Consider the following 20603-nt stretch of genomic DNA (forward strand, 5'->3'; position numbering starts at 1 on the left):
TCGTTTTTTATACCAAAACTTTCAATTTATTAACGGTGTTGAGCGCAAAGGCAGAGCGGATATTTAGCTCGTTTTATTTTTATTTTAAATTAATGTACTCGTGAATATCCACAGTTTAATTTTAGTTCCGATTTGTGGGGTTGGTGTGTGGATATTTAGCTCGTTTCATTTTTATTTGTTTTTGTACTCGTGAATAACGGCAAATATTATTTGTAGTTAGAATTTAAGCGTTGGATAAGCCGCTATTTAGCTCGTTTTATTTTTATTTTAAATTAATGTACTCGTGAATATCCACAGTTTAATTTTAGTTCCGATTTGTGCGGCTGGGACGTGGCTATTTTACATAATGGCGTTATAACTACAGCTTTGGTAATGTGGTGGGTGTAGCGGCTGCTATTATAACTACCCGTTATGTAAACATAGCTTTGGGTGGTTTTTGGTGTGTGCGTTGGGAACAGCTCTTTACTCACGTCATTTCTATTTTAAGTTAAGGTGTTCGTGAATGCTACACATTTGTCTTTTTTATTGTACCTTTTTATTAAAATATAAACGTTTAAATAAGAAAAGTAATGTGCTGTGTGAGGGTTGGCAACCAAAAACTACAAGCGCGTTGGCGAGCGGAACAAAACAAAAGACAGAGGGTTTTGAGCTTTAAACAGGCTCAAGCTAAGGCAAGCGAAAAAACTGGGTTTTGTTTTGTGGGGACTAATTTAGCTTTATCCAATAGGAATAATAAATAAAATTCATACCACATTAAAACAATTACTACAGATTTTTTATTAAGGTATGTAGAATATTGTCATTCCCCATTATAATATCAGACCAGTTATAAAATAATTTTATATTTGGCTGAAGTGTAGCATTTAGCTTTTCTGATAACTGAAATAGTCTTTTTGAATATGTAATTACTAATTTTGAATTAGGTAGAGTAAAACTATCCATATCCTGATACCCATTTGGGTTTGATCCTGTAGGTTCACCAACAATTTTAGCATTTAACAATTGTTTATAAAGAGCCGCATTACTTGTTGCTGCCGAAAAGGTTTTGTTACTTGTTAATACAAAAACACCATTTTTCCAATCAATTGAATCTGCAAGGTTTAATGCATAGGCTAAAACCACCCCAACATATAAATCACCACCTCCATTATTACGCATATCTATGATGACTTTTTGAATGTGGTTTGTAGCAATGTAGTTTACTAATGTTTCCCCAAAAACCTGCATATCTTCAAAGGTTGGATAGCTTTCAAAATTGATATATAGGGCTTTACTATTTTTTATTGGTGTAAACCATAAATAAGGAAAACTAGGATTTTCTGGCTTTGTAATTTCTGGTACACCTGTAGTTAAATGAATAAAATTTGATACTTTGTTTGATGTATCTACACTTAAAGAGTTTAGTGTTATTTTTATCTCTTGATTATTGTCATCTAAAAAGGTAAATACCGCTTTGTCCACTTTTTTAGTAATATGAAGTGCAAATAGTAATTCGGATATATTCAAATATTCCCCAGTTCTTATTTTTTGAGAATATTGGTTTTCTACAAATTGTGCAACTTCCGACACTTTTGCTGAAACCTCAACAATGGGAATATCATCTATGGCTGTTAAGGATAATTTTAATAAGCTACTATGTTTACTGCTTACTTTTACCACACGCCACTCACCATCAATGAAATTTACTTCAAGAGGAAAACGTTGTAAAGGCATATTTCGCAATGAAACAGAAGTATGACCATCATTAATACGCCTTGTTAAACGCATTAATTTTAAAATGATTTCAAAATCATTTAAAGTGTCAGAACTGTTGTAAATCTTTTGCCACTCATTTGCAAAATCTTCTTTAGTAATTGAATGGTATACATCTATATGTTTTTGTTCTAAGCCCTTTTTATAAATTTCAAGGTCATTTTTCCAATCAATTTTTTTTGATGTCTGTGCAACTAAGACATTACAGATTGAGCATATAATAATGATATAATAAATACTTTTTTTATTTAATAACTTCATAATACTACTTGCCTTCTATGATTTTAAGTACGTCATAAACTAATGGGATTGTACTTTTTGAAGCCTCTAATTGATTTAGAGTACCTGCTATATAAGTATCTAGTTCTGGGCAATACCACAAAAAGGATGCGGTACTACCTGTATGACCAATAAGTGTTAATTTTTTGTTTTGATCTTTAGTATCTTTATAAGATACTTTTCTAATTCCGAAACCGTATTCCATTCCTACTGATTCATTAATCCAATTTTGCATTTCTAAACGCGTATTCTTTTTTACAATCTTATCAGCATTGAAAGCTTCTAAAAAAGTTATAAGGTCTTTGGTTGTAGAGACCAATCCACCACCACCCCAATCTGCACTTAAACTTTTAATTGACGATAGTTCTATGTCACCAACATAAAACTTAGCTATAGGCAATTGATTTTTTATAGGTGAAGATTTTAAATTAATGTAAGAATCATTCATAACCAAAGGTTGAAAAATATATTTCTTTAAAAACGCATTATATGATAGACCACTTACTTTTTCAATTATCAAAGCTAAAAGCACATACTCCGTATCTGTATAATGATAGCCTTGGCCAGGAATGAAATGAGGTTTCATTTTTTCTTTAGTAAACTCAATCATTTCGTATGGCGTCCAAAGCCTATTAGTATCTACTAGTAATTGATTGATAATATTTTGGCTACTATCAATGGTTTCGTCAGTAAAATAATCGGGTAAACCTGAGGTGTGTTGTAACAGGTGAGCTATTGTAATTGCATTGGTATAATCTTTACCATTAAAAAAGTGCAATTTGTTCATCAGTGGTTCTTGTAAAAATTGACTAATCTTATCGTCAAAATCTAATTTTCCCATATCCTTTAGAATACCTATTGAAGTAGCCGTTAACATTTTGGTAATACTGGCTGTGTAAAAAGGTTGACACGATGCATCTATTGGATTTGCAGATGTATTGTTTTTACTAACTGATAGATCTATATTTTTAGATGTAGAATAGACTTGTAATACTGCATTGTTTATATTTTTAGCACTTGAATATTGAATAAAAACTGAATCGATTTCATTTACAATATTCTTTTGTGCCAAACAATGAAGTGAGGTAAGAAGAAAAAATAAAAGCTGAATTAAATGTTTCATTTCTTTTTTTATTATTGAAGCTAAATTTTATTATTAAAAAAATAGCTTTATTTTAGAATGAATACCCTATAGAAAATTCTCCGTAAAATGGATCTATAAAATCATAATCATTTCTAAAATCCCTAATCATATTATTAACCTCAGTGGTATTTGGGTTGCTATCCCAATCTTCATTTGAAAAGCCATAACCAAGAGCAAAAGTAATTGTAAATCCACTATTCCAAACCCATTTTTTACCTGCATTGATACCAAAACTAGTATCTGGCATTGTAAAATCAAAATTTGTGTTGTTAATTTTACCTTCGCCATCAAATTGTCTGTATCTACCGTAAGCACCAACAAAATACGAATTCATTTTTTTATTGAAATGATAACGATAATTCAATAAAAATGAATAGCCACTGGATTCTATACGCGCATCTGTGTAGGTTTTAGGAATGGCCTCATAATCAAAACGTACGACAAAGCCGTGTTTTTGATGGTGTAAATACTCATAATTCACCGAATAAATTCCAAAAGCAACTGCAACTGGACACATACTAATTGAGTGTTTAAAATCCCTTTGATAATCGTATGTTTGTTTCTTTTCCTGAGCAAAAGCAATTGAGGATATAGCTATTGCAAAAGCTGTAAGACTAATTTTAAATTTTGTTTTCATTTTTATTACTATTTATCTATTGATTATTTTTTTTAAAATTTAAATCCTATGTAAAGGTTTGGTTCAAAAAGGAAATAGTTTTTCCATCTATTATCTAATTGTTTGAATGCATCTGGCGTATTGGTGTCAAAAACCCAAAATTGAGAATGAACCTGAGGCTCGATAAAAAATCTTTTATTCTTACCAAATGCAAAATGATACCCAAGATGGAACGAATTGTAAAGCTTAAAACCGTTTGCTATTTTTTTGTTATCTAAATCTAAATACGTTTTGTATTGTGGCAATACTTCTACGGAAGCAAATAAACCTTTCCATAGCATACGTTGATACGATATTCCAATACCCGTTTCACGCAAATATCCCGGATAAAACTCAGTTTCAGAATCTATTTTGTCCCTAAGACCATCCCACCATTGAATACCCATTGGTTGAAACAACCTCCAAGTAGCAAACTTTACTCCGATAATATTTTTTGAATCCAATTCACGCTTTACGTGAAATTCGATATGTTGTGTATTGGTTCTTTCGCCTCCCTTACCAATGTTACCCAAGATAATAGCAGGAAAACTGACTCTGTATTTGAAATCTGTATCATTCTTTTCTAATGATACATTATTACTCTGAGCAAAAGCATTTAGTGCACAAAGCGATAAGCAAATGATTACTAGTTTTTTCATTTTAATGTGTTTTTAATTGTTCGTTTTTTTGATTAATAATTTGATGGTACAAAGATTCACTGAATTTTAAGGGCAATCGTTTTGAATTATAATTTGGAACCTTTTTGCTGATAGTTTTAATAATTAATTTTACCATTAAGCAGAACTTTAAGAAGTAGCTCCTGCATTCTATTGGATGCTTCCATTGGTATTTGATGACCTACATCTTTAAACCTATAAATTTCCTTTTCTTTAGATTTTATACCCTTAAAGAACTTTTTGGATAACTTATAATAAGCTGTATAGTCTTTATCTCCATAAAAAACAATCGTTCTACATTGTATTGAAGATGTAATTTTTAGTCTGTTTACTTTATAAAGTTGGCTGTATAACAAACCCCATTTGGTGTACCATTGTTCGAAAAACTGTGAATATTGGCTATACAGTGTATCATTAATTACTGCGCCTTGGTATTCAGAGAGCCATTTGAACTGAATGGCCATATCTTTTGCATTATGATATGGTATATTAATGGTTTTTAGTTGCTTAACTGCTTTTTGGTTTTTAGATTTCCTAAAGTGTCTAATAAGTATCTTATTCAGACTTTTTTGACTTGAAAAAAGACTTACAATAGGGCTTATGGCAACCAATGTTGAAATTTTATTAGGTTTTGATTCCGCTAAATGAATGGCTAATGAAGTCCCCCAAGAATTTGCGACTAAAATAATTTGTTGACGCTGAAACGTGTTTAAAATATAAGTAAGTAACTCTTCAGCATCAGACTGCATTAATGTTAATGTTGGTCTTTGTTTTAAACCATTTTGTTTTAAGGTTTTGCCAGCACCTCTTTGATCCCAGTGAATCACCATAAAGTCTTGCTCTAACGATGCTGTTATTTTTTCACTATGGGCAGATGCAGCTGCTCCTGGACCTCCGTGTAAATACAACACTATTGGTTTATCCTTAATACCTTTAAGACTAATGTATTGGTCTATACCTCCAATCTTTACAAAGTAGGATGTATCTATTTTTTGATGTACGTTTTCTATATTTTGTGCATTCATTTTATAAATAAATACACTAATAATTATTAAGTAAGTTGCTTTAAAATTCATTTTAATTGTTTTTAATTCACTAGGACAAAGATGATTTGAAAAGTAGTTTCCATCGTTTTAGATTATAATGTAGCACCTATTGAGTGCTATGTCTATTTTTTATAAACAGAACAAGATGGCATAAAAAAGGCTTAACATTTTAGAGTTAAGCCTTTTATTAGTTCTTAGGATATTATCTTAAAGCAACGCTTCAGGATTAGAGGTAAGCTTTTCTACGTTTTCAGTAATTTTTTCAATATCCCAATCCCACCATTTTAACTCTAATAGTTTTGAAATGGTATCTTCAGAAAACCGTTTTTTAATTGGTTTAGCAGGATTACCTCCAACAATAGTGTAAGGTTCTACGTTTTTTGTCACTACAGCTTTTGATGCTATTATTGCACCATTACCAATGTAAACACCAGGCATAATGGTAGCATCGTGACCAATCCATACATCATTACCAATTATGGTATCCCCTTTGGTTGGATAGGTCTTACCTTCCATAGCATCTTGCCACGCGCCACCAAAAATGGCAAATGGATATGCTGTTGTGGCTTCTGTTAAATGATTACCACCATTCATAATAAATGTTGCATCTGAAGCAATCATACAAAACTTACCTATAATGAGTTTATCTCCAATAAAGTCAAAATGATATTTTACGTTTTTCTCAAAGTTTGAAACATCTTCAAAATCATCATAATACGTATAGTCTCCTACAATAATATTTGGATTGTTAACAAGGTTTTTTAAAAAACAAAGCTTTTTATAATTGGGTAACGGAAATAGGGTACTTGGGTTGGGTGCTTTCATAATTTTTCTTTTTATTTTGATGATTTATAAAATACTATTGCTAAATATATGGTTATGATAGCCTGACATTTTTCAATTATAGTTTCTGCTAAAAGATTACCAAAAGTGTTTAATATAAAAAAAATCGCAAAAACCAATAGTATCCTTTTTATGGTTTTAGCTGTAAAAATTGATTTTACCAGTCTGCTTTCCATAGAAAGAATTGCGCCTATAAACAGCATTATAGTTAATGCTACTCCTTCCAAAATGTACATTTCGTTAAAAGATTTTATTTTACCACCCCAAACTATAGTGTAGGGAATGATTTGAAATAAAACCAGTACGTGAAATATACAGTAGGCAACAATAATAATTAGAGCGATTTTTTGAGATAATTTCATTGTGATGCTTTTACTATACTCCAATCGTTTTAACTTCTTGAACATAAAAATCCTTTAAGTGATGCTTTCCGTAGGTTGGTGCAATATTATCCTCTGCCATAAGGGTTAGGAAAAACTCAATTGGCCCATAGGTTTTTACAGTAGTAAAGGTTCTTAAACTCCAAATAGTTAGTTTTCGCAACCAATCTGGTAAATGAATGATTTTTATGGGTTTGTTCAAAGCATTTAGAGCCAATTTACTAATATCATTAAGACTTAACACATCGGGTCCTCCAAGGGTAAATTCTTTATTGGTTTCCTCTAGATTATCCACAATAAATGTTGCCAGATCTTTACCGTGAATTGGGTTAAATTTTTGATTGCCCGAGCCAAACAAATAAACCCGACCCGATTTTGCCATTTGCAAAAAATCTTTCATATCTGAGAAAAAACCGTTGGGTCTTACTATGGTATAGTTTAATCCAGAAGATTTTAAGGCATCTACAAACTTTTCCTTGGCTTCAAAAATTTTTAAATTCCGATATTTGTTGCCATTGATAGCCGAAACGTAAACAAAATGTTTTACACCTGCTTTTTTTGCTTCTTCCAACAAATTCATATTTGCCTGATAATCTACATCCAAATAAGTTAAGCCATCTTTTTGCCTTGTTATACCTACTGTAGATATTACCGTATCAATACCTTTGCAAATATCACGTAAGGTGTCAGGTTTTGTAACCTCTGCTTGTTTAACCTCTAAAAAATTTTCGTTATTATTTTTAAGTTTATTTGGATTACGTACAATGGCAAGAACTTGATTTTGATTATCAATTAAGGCATTTAACAGATAAGACCCTAAGTAACCTGTAGCACCTGCCAATAATATGTTAGTATGTTTCATTACTATAAGGTTACTATGATTTTAATTAAATTCATTTGTTAATAATTGCTCAATAATGGTATTGCGTTGCGTCCCTGTATCATCTTGCTGATTGCTTAACAAAACAATAGTTGCATCGTATTCTGGTATAAAACCAATCATACTCCAATATCCATTAATATCACCACCGTGCCAATACATTGTTGTATTTCCCTCTTGGGTAGTAAACCAGCCTAAACCAAAATCGGTATAGCCACTTGGTACGCTTTGGGTAAATATTTCGTTTTTTTCAGCATTTGTAAACCAATTGGTTTTTAAAGCATTTACCCAAGATTCCATATCTTTTGGTGTACTACTAAAATCTCCAGCTCCAAAAGCAATTGTCATTGGGTAGGTGCTATTTGTATTACCATTTAAATAGCCTTGAGCGTGTGTATTTTCATCAATTACATCAGTACCTTTAAATGTATTGTACATTGCAAGGGGATTACATATGTTTTGTTGAATATAGTTGTGGTAAGGCATTTGAGATACTTCTTGAATTAACAAAGCAGCAATAAGAAAGTTTGAGTTGCTGTATTGCTTAGCTGAACCTGGGGTAAAATCGAGACCATTTACAGATATCAATTCTTTAATTACTTCATATATATCTTCTTCATCTAAAGTTTCTCCTTCTTCGTAAGCGCCCTCTACTACAAGTTGATAATCTGGAATACCCGATTGATGAGATAATAATTGTGCAATAGTAATTTGACTACCGTTTGGAAATTCAGAGTCAAATTCATCTAAAGTTTGATTAAAACTATTAATTAAGCCATCGCGTTTTAATTCGACAATGCCAGCTGCGGTTAATGTTTTTGAAACAGAGCCAATGCGGTAATCAAGATTATAATCTTGTAATAAAGCTGTGGTTTGGTTTGCCAATCCAAATCCTTGTCTCGTTAAATCGTTTCCGTTTTTAGTTACAATGGCATACCCCTGAAAATCAATTTCATTTAGTAAATTTTCTACGTTTGTGTAATTGTTTAATGGTGTGTTGTTGTCATCATCTTTTGAACAAGATGTAAAAAGGATTATGGTAGTTACCATAAATGCTACAAAAATTTTGTGTAAAGTTGTCATAACTGTTCGTTTTTTGATTATAATTAAATGATGATACAAAGATTCATCAGATAACTAAAGCAATCGTTCTGAATTATAATTTGAAACAAACTAAATAAGATTTGCTACGAGTTGGCTTTTAACCAAGCCTTAGGGGTAGTGCCCTCTGTTTTTTTGAAAAACGTATTAAAAACACTTTTAGAATTAAAGCCGCTATCATAAGCTAATCCAAGAATGGTGAGATGTGAATTTTTTGGATCTAAGGCTATGGCTTTAAAATAATTTAAACGATACGAATTAACAAAGTCATTAAAATTAATGTTAAATGCTTGGTTAACTAAATAAGACATTTTATTTGTATTTAACCTTAAAACATCTGCTACAAATTTTAATGTTAATTGCGGATTTAAATACGGTTCGTCTTCCTTAAAATAAGAAAGTAATTCTTCTTTTAGAGTATCTATTTGTTGATTATCCAAAAGAATTGAGTGTGATTCTTCTTGTTCTATTTGAAGAGGTTTAACATCCTTTAAAAGTAAGTTTGACTGATGTAAGTCTAAAAAGCCATTGAAACTTTGCAAGGGTTTAAAAAAAGGTTCTTGCCTAAAGTTGATTACTTGACCTCGTCTATGATTAATCATTTCCTTTAAACTTGAAAAGCCTTTGTCTCTATGATTTGAATTGCTTAAAATAAATGCATCATATGGGACCAACATCGTTTGATTAGGACTATTTTTATTCCATTTATCAATAATTTGTTGCGGAACTGTAACTGCATTTTCATTAATAAGGCTAAACAATAATTTTTTTTCTTCAATGAGTGTAGTGTTATGAATATGGGAAATAAACGCTTGCTTTTTGTTGAGCCAAATTAAACAAAAGCATTTTAAATGATGTGCCAATTCTAATTGAGGATTCAGTGTTAAGGCGTAATTTACTTTTTCTAAAGCTTTCTCATATTGACCTTGATAGTAATAAATATGTGCTAAGGTGTAATAATTGTTAGCCGAAAGCGGATCTACCTCTAATAATTTGTTGGCATATCGTAAAGCTATATCAAAAATACCGAGAGCAATACCTAATTCTGCCATAGCTTCTAAACCATCTATGTGATTTGGGTTTATCTCTAATACTTTGTTTATATGTAGGTAGGCATTTTTAAAATCCCATTCTTCCCAGAAAAACTTACCTACAAAAGATAATGGGTATTCAGGTAATGAGGTGTCAATTTCTTTGGCGATCAACAAATTACTAATTGCCAAGTCCATCGCTTCTTGATAGGGCATATAGCCCCACATTGCCAATAAGCCATAACATTGCAAATTGGCATAGTACGCTTTTGCATAATTCTTATCCAGCACAATGGCTTGGTTGTAAAATGTAATAGCCTCTTTTATGCTTTCTGGTGTCCATTTTAATTGTAATGAACGACCTTTTAAAAACAATTGGTAAGCTTCAATGTTGTTTGTAGGTTGTTTAATGAGATGCTCTTGCAATTCAAAATGACCAAAATTGTTTCTAACCTCGTCTGCTATAGCTAAACTAATTTCGTCTTCTAATTCAAAAATATTAAGCAGTTCTCTATCGTATTTTTTAGACCAATAGTATATTCCGTCCACAACATCTATTAACTGCGCTGTTATTCTAACCTTATCTTGTGCTTTTTTTATACTCCCTTCAAGAATTGTATTTACACTTAATTGCTTGCCAATTTCCCTGATATCAATATTCTTACCCTTAAAGGCAAAAGAAGAGGTTCTTGCAATTACTTTTAAGCCTTTTACTTTTGTGAGTGCATTAATAATTTCTTCCGTAATTCCATCGCAAAAATATTCGTTTTCAATATCACTGCTCATATTGACGAAAGGAAGGACTGCTATGGATTGTGTATTATTCATTAAAAAGTTCAAATTTATAAAAACCAAAGTTTACTTTTTGCTTCTTCTTTAATATCATTTTGAAAACGTGGTACTAATTGGGCAACCATTTCTGGGTATCTAATGGTTATTGGTACGTTTTGAGGTTTTAGAGACTTCCAATATAGTCTGCTAAACTGGAATACTTGTGTTAGCAATTCTGTTATAATATTATCATCATCAAAAGCATCTTCATTAGGGCTACTCATACTTACTTTAATTGGGAATGGGAATCCATCGGAATCAAAAAAGCGTTCTTCTTCAAACCTACCGTTATTGAAAAGTAAAAATTTACGTTCTCCTAATCTTACAAATGTACCACTATAAGGCATTAGATTATTTTCAAAATCGGTATCATACGCTATGATGTCTTTTGATTCTGTTTTATTAATATTTAAGATGTAAATAGGTTTATTCTCCAGATTGAGTTTATGCATTCCCTCTAAAATAGGCTGCATTTCTCGTTTACTCATTTCTTTGTAAAAATGGATAACAATTTTATCAGCTTCGGATTGTGTAAAGAATTTACGAATTGCTGTAATAATACTTCCTGCCAACAAGTCTGTTTCGTTTTTTGAAAAACAATCGAACTTATTAAAAATACCGTTGTTTTGAAAGCTAAATGCACTTGCTACATAACGGTGTTTGTGGTCTTGGTTTGTAAATGCTCCTACACCAATAACCAATTCTTTTTTCTCGGTTACTGCCAGTTTCCAAGGTTTACCACCTAATTTGGCGTGTATCGCTAATGATATGTTATTTAAGTGCCATTGGTAATTACTGATGTTTCTCTGTAAATCCTCAAAATCAATCGCTTGGGTCATAATACCTTCATCTAAACACAATTCTTTTACCTGGTAATAAATGTTTTTAAGTTGTGGATTGGATTCAAATCGTGTAAATGGACTTATATAAAATGCTAAATAGGCTACGGATGTATCCCATTCCAATTCAATTAATTTTTGTTCTATCTCTGGAATTGGGTTTTCCTTATTTTCAAATTCAATAAAATGGTTAGGTGCTGAATTTACAGGAATGTCAATAAAACTTTTTAAACCTTTATAATAATTACCTGTTCCATTTTTAAGATAGCTCCATAGCTTTTTAATGGTTGTTTGGTGCTCTTTATGATAAATAAAAAAGAATTTAATGTTTGGATTGGATGGTCTAAAATATGGTCTGTATCTATTTAGTTCCAGTTTAGGGGTAATACCTGTTTGCTTATTGCCTTGTGCATCTTTACCATACTCCAGCAAGCCTTTTTCTTTTTCTATATGACCGATTCTATTTAAAGGTGCATCGATAAATTCCTGACTTCTGAAATCACATATTTGTTGAAAGCTTTCTGTAAATAAATACTCTTGCGTAAAGTCTTGTATTTTTTTTAGATACTTGGTGTATCTGTTTTTTGTTTTTTTAAGTTCAAATGGGATGTTTAAATCTCTTTGCAACTCTCTGTTAAGAATTGGTAATAGTTCCTCTAAAATAAGGCTGTTATAAAAGGCTTCTTTTTGAGGTGTGTCTGTTTTCATTTGAAAATTTACTACTTGATTTCTAAAAATTGCTTTAGTAACCAAATTAGCATTGTCGAGTTCTTGAACCGATTTTTTTAAGATTTTCGACGTACCATCAAACGATACAACCAATTCTGGGTAATCTGATACTTCAGTAAATTGAATCTTTAATGTAAACTTATCATAATAATGATAGTCTTTATGGTAAGCATTCTTATCTAATACCCAAACTTGTCTATCTTTTAATATTCTGTTTTTACGGTTTATGATATTTAAACCATCAAAATGCCTTTTTATTTGTGCGTTTAAGAATTGCTTATATAAATTGAGGTTATAATTATTACAATCTACCTTTAAAGGTTTGAACCCCTCTGTTGGTGTTGTAAAAGTGGTATATATTTCTTCTGCTTCCTCTAATTCCTCATTGCTGAACACTTCTGTAATATTATTTGGAAACTTCCTATGATGTATAGTATCAACCTCTTTTGTTTGGTTTAATGACACATAAAAGGTTAATAATTTACGAGGCCAATTGAAATTTAATATGTTGAATTTTAAGTGTTCTTGCATAGGTATTGAGGTGTTTTAGCTATTGCCATAATGGTTCTTTATTCCAATCAGGCTTCATACCTAATGCATTAGGGTCTACATTAGGGTATTTTATAAATAAATCATTTAAACGTGTTGTAAATTGGTTGTTGGGTTGAATGGTATTTAATAGATATTTCATTAAACACATATGCACATAAAGTTTACTAAACTCGTGCTGTTTTGGAACATTGTCGTTATCTACAATCCAAGGATTTGGTGGTTTAGGTAATAACTTTACCGTACCTGGTAAGTTTCTATTCCATAATCTTGAATGATGCGCACAAAAGTTGCGAATTTGAGCAATTGATTGTAGCCAACTTGGTAAATAGGTATGGTTTACTGCTCCAAATTCTTGTGCAATACCATCTTTTGCCTTCACTGTATGTATAAGATTACCATAGAGTTTTGATAAGTTACCAAAACTTACTTGCTCTAAACTTTTCCAAGAGGGCGGAAACCTTAAATCATCCTTATGTTTTTTGTAGTGGTTTTTAATAGTTACATCTTTACTCCTTGCTCTTGTAATTTCTTCTTCAATTTTAGCCAGTGTACGAGTAAATTGTAAAGTATCAATAAAAATACTTGAGTTAGCAAACCACCAAGGGTCTATTTCGTGAGATAAGTTATATATCAGTTTTGTACGTAAACTGATTTCAATCTTTTCAATGACATCAAACAACAATAAGCGTAATTCTGCATCAAAATTGTATAAGGCGATTACATCTGAAAATCTACTGTTTGGCTTAAAGGTATGTTTCTCTTTATCTTCCTGCATTACATACCAATATTCCCCGAGACGGTAGTAACTTATATTAGCCAAGTACTTTTCTGCTAATGGAACATTGGGAATTTGCAAGCCCCTTTTTTGTAATTGGGCAATCTGCTCTTGTATGGTAGTTGACTTTTTGTTAAACATAGAAAAGTGTCTTATTGATTAACAAAAGGAAGGTATATAAAGCAAAAGACACACCCTGGGACGCTGTTCTAATGGGTAGCGTGGTGTGTACTGTTACTGCAAAAGTACAAACTTTATACCATATTTTACTACTTTTTACCATATTTTTTGTTTTTATACCTTTTTATGAGATTGCCACGTCGCTCATTTCGAGAACCTCAATGACCTCCGCGCAATGACAATAATTACTGTTTTATGTGTTCTCCACTATATCTCTTTCTTCTTGTGTTAAGCCATATAAATCATAAACCATTTGGTCTATTTCCTTTTCTGTTTGAGTGATTTGGGTTTGTAGCTCTTGGGCTTTTTTCTTGTTGTCCTCAAAGAGTTCCAGCCACTCAAACTCATCTTTTTTGGTGAGTGTTGTACCACCTGCTTTTTTAATGGCTTTGTTGAGTTCTTTAATAAAGTCTGCAAAGTCTAACTCGTGCCAGTTTTCGAGTTTGCGGGTTAAAATTAATTCACTGTATTGATGTAATAAATAGGTGGTGAACTTTGATATAATATTATCGTACGTACTGTATAGTTCAATTATTTTTAAAGATTTTTCTTTGAGGCTTGTTGATTCGTACTTTTCTGGAATAGGAATAGTATTCAGAATAGTAGATGAATATGAGTAATAACCTCCTTGTTTTAATGGGGATGTTGAATGCAAGTAAAATTCAACCAATTTAGAATTTAAAAGGGCTAACAATGCTAATAAGTTATCCTCATAATTAGTTGTTGAATTTAGAGTAATTGAAAAAACCCTTGCTCCACTGTAACCAGATTTGTTATAATCAATACCAAATTTATTATTCTTGGTTTCTCCTGGGTAAACAATTTTAGTCTTATTAAACATATCAATTGTACCAAATCTTGTTAACTTATACCAATCTTTAGCACCTTTAAGAGTTTTCCGAGAATCCTTTCTTTCTTCTAATGTTTCTTTGTGAGTATTTAAATAAGCATAGGCATTTGGAAAATTATTCATTAGTTCTTCTTCAGAAAACAAAATAGTATCACCATCTAAATTTTTATAAGGATAAATAATTCTTTTGAGGGCTTCAACCTTTTTATATCTACCACAATTTTCAGCTCTTAATAAAGGCAATAAAATTCCATCTTCAATACTATGTAATGCCAAATCATTCTCGTCAACTATAAACACTGAATCATTACCCGAAACAATACCATAATTACAATTACCTATATTTTTTAGATTAGGAAAAAGTTTTATTTTTTCGATAATTTCAGTTTCTCTTGAATCTTTTAAAGTCCAACTATCATCAGTCAAATTCTTTATTTGAATGTTTATAGCCTCTCCAAAATCTAATTCTTGTGCTTTTTGTAAAGATTCAACATTAAATAAATTAAAGTTTGTCGGTTTGCTGTTCCGCAATGTAAAAATGCTGACGTAGGTCAAAGCACCTTCAAAAACTGGTAAATCAGCAAAATCTATTAATCTCTCAATTTTAAATTCTTTCAACAATAATTTTCTACAGTTTCTACCATATTCTGTTGTTAAAAATTGATTAGATGTTATGAATGACACTAATCCGTTTTTTCTCAAAATCTCACTTGCGAGTTCAAAAAACATAAGAGAAATATCTATCCTTTTGTGTGCAACTTTTTTATTCTTCTTAAACCAATCAATTTGAGTATGTTCAAGGAATTGTACTCTAACATAAGGCGGGTTTCCAATCACTACATCAAAGCCGTTTTTTGCATTATGAGATTGCCGCGCTTCGCTCGCAATGACAGTATGGTTGAAAATTTGAGGAAATTCCTGTTGCCAATTAAAGGCTTTATCGCCTGCTACTGTTTTGCTATCTATTAATGAGTTGCCACATTTAATGTTGCTGCTTAAATCGCTTAACTTACGGCGTGGTTGTGCGGTACGTAACCACAGCGATAGTTTGGCAATTTCTACACTTTCTTCATTAAGGTCAACGCCATAAATATTGTTTTCTAATATGGTGTTTTCTATATCGCTTAATATTAAGCCACCACCCAGTACTTTTGCTTTAAGTTCATCGATATAACGGTGTTCTTTAATGAGAAAATCCAAAGCTTGATTTAAAAATGCTCCAGAACCACAAGCAGGGTCGCAAATAGTGATTTGCAATAGCCATTCTCTGTAGGTGTCCAAAACCTCTAACAGTTGTTTTTTGGTGTTTTGGTGTGTACCTTTCTTTACCTCGAAATAGGCTTCTTCTTTAAAGCCCAGTGCTTCTTTTTTCTCTTGGCATAATTTACCTACCGTATTTTCTACAATGTATTTGGTAATGTATTTGGGTGTATAGAAAACGCCATCCTTTTTGCGTTTGCTTTTTTGCTTATCGAACTCACCACCTTCAATTTCGGCATTCACGCTTTCAATCTCATTAAGTGAGTTTTCAAAAATGTGACCTAAAATATTGACATCTACCTGACTGCTAAAATCGTATTTAGCGAGTTTATAGGTGTGTTTGTACAACAGCTCATCATCTATTTCTAAAGTATCGAGAATGGTATCCGGTTTAAACAAACCACCATTGTAGGCATAGATTTCGGCTCTTGAGGTTGTGCCTTTTCTGCCTTGGTCGAGAAAGTGAAAGTATTGTTTGAACAATCCGTATAATGGGCGTTCGTCACCAAAATCGATATCGGCTTTCCACTTATCGAGAATTTGGATGGTTGAGTTTGGTGGTAAGAGGTCTCTATCTTCAGCGAAGAAAATGAACAGAAAACGGTCTATGAGCTTCTGTGATTTTTTGAATAGGGATAGTTTGACGTTTTTTTCGAGTGCTTTTAGTTCGTTACTATCGTCCTCATTATGAGATTGCCGCCCACTTCGTTCCTCGTGGTTCGCAATGACATTTTGTTTTATACGTTTAGCATTTCGTTTTACGAGGTCTCTAAAGAGTTCGCGCTTGAATACCGAATAGTTGTTGTAAAACTGTTTGGTTATTTTGTCTTCTTCTACTAAAGAGGCTTCCTTAATGGTTAGCGGTAACTGGTTAAGAATGTTGTCTTTTTGTAAGCACAAATACATTAAAGCAAATTCTTCTGGTGCTAACTGGAATAGGTTGAACTCTAAAAACTCGGTAGCATCGTTGATGTAAAACCTTAACTTCTCAAAATTGGACGTGATGACATAGACACAACCTTTTTGATTGGCTTTATAGTCGAACGCTTGCTTGCGAATGCTTTCTAAATCTTTGGTATTGGTCCCTTTGAGTTCAATAACACCAATTGCTTTTGCTTCCTTTAAAATGGCTCCATCTGCTTTACCTGCTCCTTTTTGGTTTTTAAACTCGGTAGTAATGTTAAAATCAGGTTTCGGATTTAGGGTGTAATCCAAGACATTTACAAACAACTCGTCCAGAAACTTTGCCTGGTATTGTTCTTCTTTAGAGTTTTTAATATTCTCCTGAATGGTAGCATTATGAAAATACTTGGTGTATTTTTTATAGGCACGTTCTACAATAGCAGTGTCTTGTTGTGCTAAATATGTTTTTAATACTGATGTTTGAAATAATGCCATTTAATAGCTACTGTTTTTTGTTGGTTAAGTTCTTAATTTCTTCTTGTGCTTTTTTGAGGATTTCCGTACTGTTGGATTCATCCTTAATCATTTTAACAATTTTATCTGCCATCCAAAGTTGTAGTAATTCTTTTTCACTTACATCTAAAGCCTTTGCTAAATCTTCTACTTGTTCCTTTCTGGCAATACGCGTACTACGTTCAATCTTACTTAATAATGCTGTATCGATATTCATTTGAGATGCTACTTCACGAAGTAATAGTTGCTTCTCTTCCCTTAATTTCCTTATATAATTACCAAATGCCATTTTAGAGAGATTTTGACTTGTCAATATTTGTCTAATGTAAGAAAAAGAAATTAAAAACATAGTAAAAGTAAAAAGAGTTTTTTAACAGAAAATGAGGAAGTTGAGGATTTAAGGAAACTAATACTTTAAATCCTTTGTTTCCTCAACCTCCTTATTATCCTTTTGCGGGATTTGTGTATGTGTTATGAGCTTCTCTATGCAGCAAACCTGCATCAACAAACTTGGTGATGTAGCCTTCTGCTGTTTTATGTGGGATGTTTTGTTTGGTTGCTAAATCTAAATACTCTTGTCTGTTAAACTGTTTTGGTAAACTCTCCAAAAATCTTTCTTTACGATTTAGACGTTTAACAGCTTTTTGCTCTATTGGCAAATCATTGAACACCTTACTACTGTGCTTTACTAAAATTGAAATGATTGCTAATGCATTTTGAAAATCAATATCTTCACATTCTTTAATAGCATTTACATCACCATCCTCCATAATGCGAAATGCAGTAAATAGCATCATTAATCTAAATGCAATTAAGCCTAAACGTCTAATTGTTGCAATGTATTCTTCGGGTTGTAGATTGATGTATTTGGTCTGTAATGACTCAAAAAATCTATTGAATTGCTGTTGTTGTTGCAAAGTCAATCTTACTTCGATTTCTGGATTATTCTTTAAGGTTTTGTATAAGCCTAAAAACTCATTACCTAATTGCGAATAGTAATCATCTAACCTTACGTTATTGTTGCTTGAAAACACGTTTTTCCAAGCAGGTTTTATATTCATATAATAGAACATAAAGCGGCTGAATAAACCATTTTCTGCATTCGGTATTAAGGTTGCCACTTGCTTGGGTGTTCCTGACAATACAGTTGATAAACACGGTTTTTCAATATCTACATACTCTCTGTCTGTTCTACGATAATAACTTATGGTTTCGTGATGGAAGGCTTTACGAAAACCATCGGAATAATTACCGTAATCGCTTTTAAAAGCTTGTGCCAAGGTATCGCCTTCGGTTTCAAAAATCAATCCTCTGCCTTCATTATCAGAAATTAATTGATAGACACCAGTAACACTATTGTTGGCAGGAATAAATAACATTCTTTCAGGTGGTTTGCCTGGTTTCTCCAAGTTTTCATCTTTACCCTTGTTCATATTATACGTTGCCATTTCTGTATTAAATTGTTGCTTCAATACTTTGGCTTGCTCACGTTTTAATTTATGTACAGGATCTACCAAATTTTTAATTTGGTTAAGCCTGCCTTTACCTGCAGATGCAGGTGCTGTCACAAATAGATATAGATTAGCAAATACTTTGCGTTGGTCGTAAATACCAAAGAGTTTCGGAAAACAGGCACTAAAAGCGGTTAAAGCTCCTAACAACAAAATATCTTTTTCCTCTTGACTGCTCGCAGGATTTACAACTTGTTGTAAAAACTGCGGTAAGGTATTAAATACCTCATCTGGGATTGTTGGCATTGCTTGTTCTGGAACATCAACAACAGTTGCAACATTTGTTGCAATCTCGTTGTTGTGTTGTTGCTTTAACGGTTTTATACCTGCTTGATATGTATAATGGTAAAAAGTAGCAATATTAATTCCGTGCCCTTTGGCATTTAGGCATTTGCTAAATTGGTCATCACATTCTTTAGTATCATAACCTACAAAGTTTTTACTTATACGATGGAAATAGTCTCTTCCTGTTTCTCCATATTCTTCTGCTAATGCAAAACCTAAATCTCTCCAAGTCGCATAATTGCCTGTTATGTCAATACCTGATTGCTCAATCATCTGGATATAGGATTCAATATCGTTGTCGGCAACAGCAACAACATTTGTTGTTGCGTTGTTACTTGATGGTTGTGGTTGCTCTTCTGGAACTTCTAACCATTCTTTTGGATTAAATATTTTAGTCATAATGCTTGGTGTCTTTTATGTAAAAAGGCTGTTGGGTCGTATGGTAAAAAACACGCTCTGGAAACGTCCTTACCTGACTGGTCAACCTCAATGTTATACGTTTGCTTAATGTAATTTGCCACTGCTTTAAAATACTCGCTATGTGGTGCTTTAGATACATCGATTCTAATGATCCATTTTATACCTTTTCCAGAAGGTGATGTAAACAATAATTCGGTTTCAAAATATTCATCTTGTAGTAATTGCTGTTTTAATTCTTCGAGGTTTTCTAAATGGTCAAAATCGATTGTTAGTAATGATGAATGTTCAATTAAACTATCATCATTTCTTTTCGAGAATACACCTGAAAATGTTACATAATCAAAATGATTTGCTTTATATTTTCGTGCTTCTTTGATGTCTGAAATGGCTCTAAATTTTTCTGTGATACTTTTGTATTTATCACTTGTAATACGTTCAAATATTTGATGTAATCGTACTTTTTCAGTAGGATATACATTTCTAATTGGTGCTTTGTAAAAACTACTGTATGCGTACCAAGTATCATCAGGTTCATCTAACCACGAGAACTCGTTTTTTTTATTAGTTTTAAGATTTAAGTATAATTCATTATTGATTTTTTCCAATAACTCTTGCTCATCCAAAATTTTAAAATGGTAGGATGCAAAATCAAATACATCACCTTTGAAATCTTTTAATTCCGTATCAGAATGTTTTGCAACAAAATCAACAACATTAACTTGTAATGTGGCTTTACCACCATTAAAAGGATTGCGAGTTATTTCACAGTCCCTTCCTTTTACGGAAAGGACTGTTGTATTTGGATAGTATTTCCTTAATACAAAAGCATAAATATTTAACCCATAATGTGTCTTATTCAAGATATTTTCTCTACTTATTTCCATCACATTTGAATTTTGGGTTGTAATAATTGTTTAGCAACAATTCTTCTATATCTGTAACTTTATAGTAGAATTTACCTTGTATCTTACTGTATGGTATTGTGCCATTTGAACGAAATGTTTGTAATGTTCTTTTGCTAATATGAAGCGTTTGCATTACATCTTGATTGTCAATCCACGCATCTTTTAGCAATTGAGATTGTGAAGCTCTCAATAACTCTATACGTGCTTTTAAGTCCTTAATTTCTTGGGATAAAGCCAAGATTAAATCGATTATTTCAGCCAT

The 20603-nt window shown here is 32.1% G+C and carries 17 protein-coding genes; all 17 read right to left on the reverse strand.

Going from position 1 to position 20603, the window contains the following annotated elements:
* Window positions 1–765 precede the first annotated feature (765 nt).
* The 17 genes from Q0714_RS00740 to Q0714_RS00820 all read right to left on the reverse strand — a co-directional run bounded on the left by Q0714_RS00740 (window position 766) and on the right by Q0714_RS00820 (window position 20603).
* Window positions 766–2013 (reverse strand): S41 family peptidase, encoded by a 1248-nt coding sequence (locus tag Q0714_RS00740; protein ID WP_298262377.1) that lies wholly within the window; start codon window positions 2011–2013, stop codon window positions 766–768.
* A 4-nt stretch (window positions 2014–2017) separates the two neighbouring features.
* Window positions 2018–3154 (reverse strand): serine hydrolase, encoded by a 1137-nt coding sequence (locus tag Q0714_RS00745; protein WP_298262378.1) that lies wholly within the window; start codon window positions 3152–3154, stop codon window positions 2018–2020.
* Window positions 3155–3206: 52 nt separating this feature from the next.
* A complete protein-coding gene (locus Q0714_RS00750) occupies window positions 3207–3812 on the reverse strand; it encodes a DUF3575 domain-containing protein (protein WP_298262379.1) in 606 nt (201 codons plus the stop codon).
* 32 nt (window positions 3813–3844) lie between these two features.
* Window positions 3845–4489, reverse strand: a complete 645-nt coding sequence (locus Q0714_RS00755) for a hypothetical protein (protein WP_298262380.1) — start codon at window positions 4487–4489, stop codon at window positions 3845–3847.
* A gap of 116 nt (window positions 4490–4605) precedes the next feature.
* Entirely contained in the window at window positions 4606–5583 is a 978-nt protein-coding gene (locus Q0714_RS00760) for an alpha/beta hydrolase (RefSeq protein WP_298262381.1), read from the reverse strand.
* 177 nt (window positions 5584–5760) lie between these two features.
* The gene (locus Q0714_RS00765; RefSeq protein ID WP_298262382.1) at window positions 5761–6378 is read right to left on the reverse strand and encodes a CatB-related O-acetyltransferase; all 618 of its coding nucleotides are present in this window, start codon (window positions 6376–6378) and stop codon (window positions 5761–5763) included.
* Between the two features lie 11 nt (window positions 6379–6389).
* Window positions 6390–6758, reverse strand: coding sequence for a hypothetical protein (locus tag Q0714_RS00770; RefSeq protein ID WP_298262383.1), 369 nt, complete (start codon window positions 6756–6758; stop codon window positions 6390–6392).
* 13 nt (window positions 6759–6771) lie between these two features.
* Complete coding sequence (locus Q0714_RS00775) at window positions 6772–7638, reverse strand: SDR family oxidoreductase (RefSeq protein ID WP_298262384.1); 867 nt, start codon at window positions 7636–7638, stop codon at window positions 6772–6774.
* Between the two features lie 21 nt (window positions 7639–7659).
* Complete coding sequence (locus Q0714_RS00780; protein WP_298262385.1) at window positions 7660–8739, reverse strand: serine hydrolase; 1080 nt, start codon at window positions 8737–8739, stop codon at window positions 7660–7662.
* A 104-nt stretch (window positions 8740–8843) separates the two neighbouring features.
* Window positions 8844–10616: a helix-turn-helix domain-containing protein gene (locus Q0714_RS00785; protein ID WP_298262386.1), complete on the reverse strand. Its 1773-nt coding sequence runs from the start codon at window positions 10614–10616 to the stop codon at window positions 8844–8846.
* 14 nt (window positions 10617–10630) lie between these two features.
* The gene (locus tag Q0714_RS00790) at window positions 10631–12718 is read right to left on the reverse strand and encodes a Piwi domain-containing protein (protein ID WP_298262387.1); all 2088 of its coding nucleotides are present in this window, start codon (window positions 12716–12718) and stop codon (window positions 10631–10633) included.
* Between the two features lie 19 nt (window positions 12719–12737).
* On the reverse strand, window positions 12738–13655 hold the full coding sequence (locus tag Q0714_RS00795; protein WP_298262388.1) for an Abi family protein: 918 nt from the start codon (window positions 13653–13655) through the stop codon (window positions 12738–12740).
* Window positions 13656–13887: 232 nt separating this feature from the next.
* Window positions 13888–17202 carry a DNA methyltransferase gene (locus tag Q0714_RS00800; protein ID WP_298262389.1) on the reverse strand — a complete coding sequence of 1105 codons (3315 nt, stop codon included), beginning with the start codon at window positions 17200–17202 and terminating at the stop codon, window positions 13888–13890.
* A 7-nt stretch (window positions 17203–17209) separates the two neighbouring features.
* Window positions 17210–17509 (reverse strand): helix-turn-helix transcriptional regulator, encoded by a 300-nt coding sequence (locus Q0714_RS00805; RefSeq protein WP_298262390.1) that lies wholly within the window; start codon window positions 17507–17509, stop codon window positions 17210–17212.
* Window positions 17510–17663: 154 nt separating this feature from the next.
* Window positions 17664–19415 carry a DUF3987 domain-containing protein gene (locus Q0714_RS00810; protein ID WP_298262391.1) on the reverse strand — a complete coding sequence of 584 codons (1752 nt, stop codon included), beginning with the start codon at window positions 19413–19415 and terminating at the stop codon, window positions 17664–17666.
* Window positions 19412–20320: a BT4734/BF3469 family protein gene (locus tag Q0714_RS00815; RefSeq protein ID WP_298262392.1), complete on the reverse strand. Its 909-nt coding sequence runs from the start codon at window positions 20318–20320 to the stop codon at window positions 19412–19414. The genes Q0714_RS00810 and Q0714_RS00815 overlap by 4 nt, the downstream gene beginning before the upstream one ends.
* Window positions 20307–20603: a helix-turn-helix domain-containing protein gene (locus Q0714_RS00820; protein WP_298262393.1), complete on the reverse strand. Its 297-nt coding sequence runs from the start codon at window positions 20601–20603 to the stop codon at window positions 20307–20309. The genes Q0714_RS00815 and Q0714_RS00820 overlap by 14 nt, the downstream gene beginning before the upstream one ends.

Origin of the sequence: uncultured Lutibacter sp., assembly GCF_947493565.1 — a bacterium.
Classification (GTDB): Bacteria; Bacteroidota; Bacteroidia; order Flavobacteriales; family Flavobacteriaceae; genus Lutibacter; species Lutibacter aestuarii.

Coding starts and splice junctions, on each gene's coding strand:
- Q0714_RS00815 (WP_298262392.1), bottom strand. CDS start 20,320: ATGGAAATAAGTAGAGAAAATATCTTGAATAAGACACATTATGGGTTA.
- Q0714_RS00795 (WP_298262388.1), bottom strand. CDS start 13,655: ATGTTTAACAAAAAGTCAACTACCATACAAGAGCAGATTGCCCAATTA.
- Q0714_RS00770 (WP_298262383.1), bottom strand. CDS start 6,758: ATGAAATTATCTCAAAAAATCGCTCTAATTATTATTGTTGCCTACTGT.
- Q0714_RS00775 (WP_298262384.1), bottom strand. CDS start 7,638: ATGAAACATACTAACATATTATTGGCAGGTGCTACAGGTTACTTAGGG.
- Q0714_RS00785 (WP_298262386.1), bottom strand. CDS start 10,616: ATGAATAATACACAATCCATAGCAGTCCTTCCTTTCGTCAATATGAGC.
- Q0714_RS00810 (WP_298262391.1), bottom strand. CDS start 19,415: ATGACTAAAATATTTAATCCAAAAGAATGGTTAGAAGTTCCAGAAGAG.
- Q0714_RS00755 (WP_298262380.1), bottom strand. CDS start 4,489: ATGAAAAAACTAGTAATCATTTGCTTATCGCTTTGTGCACTAAATGCT.
- Q0714_RS00780 (WP_298262385.1), bottom strand. CDS start 8,739: ATGACAACTTTACACAAAATTTTTGTAGCATTTATGGTAACTACCATA.
- Q0714_RS00740 (WP_298262377.1), bottom strand. CDS start 2,013: ATGAAGTTATTAAATAAAAAAAGTATTTATTATATCATTATTATATGC.
- Q0714_RS00800 (WP_298262389.1), bottom strand. CDS start 17,202: ATGGCATTATTTCAAACATCAGTATTAAAAACATATTTAGCACAACAA.
- Q0714_RS00750 (WP_298262379.1), bottom strand. CDS start 3,812: ATGAAAACAAAATTTAAAATTAGTCTTACAGCTTTTGCAATAGCTATA.
- Q0714_RS00820 (WP_298262393.1), bottom strand. CDS start 20,603: ATGGCTGAAATAATCGATTTAATCTTGGCTTTATCCCAAGAAATTAAG.
- Q0714_RS00760 (WP_298262381.1), bottom strand. CDS start 5,583: ATGAATTTTAAAGCAACTTACTTAATAATTATTAGTGTATTTATTTAT.
- Q0714_RS00805 (WP_298262390.1), bottom strand. CDS start 17,509: ATGGCATTTGGTAATTATATAAGGAAATTAAGGGAAGAGAAGCAACTA.
- Q0714_RS00745 (WP_298262378.1), bottom strand. CDS start 3,154: ATGAAACATTTAATTCAGCTTTTATTTTTTCTTCTTACCTCACTTCAT.
- Q0714_RS00765 (WP_298262382.1), bottom strand. CDS start 6,378: ATGAAAGCACCCAACCCAAGTACCCTATTTCCGTTACCCAATTATAAA.
- Q0714_RS00790 (WP_298262387.1), bottom strand. CDS start 12,718: ATGCAAGAACACTTAAAATTCAACATATTAAATTTCAATTGGCCTCGT.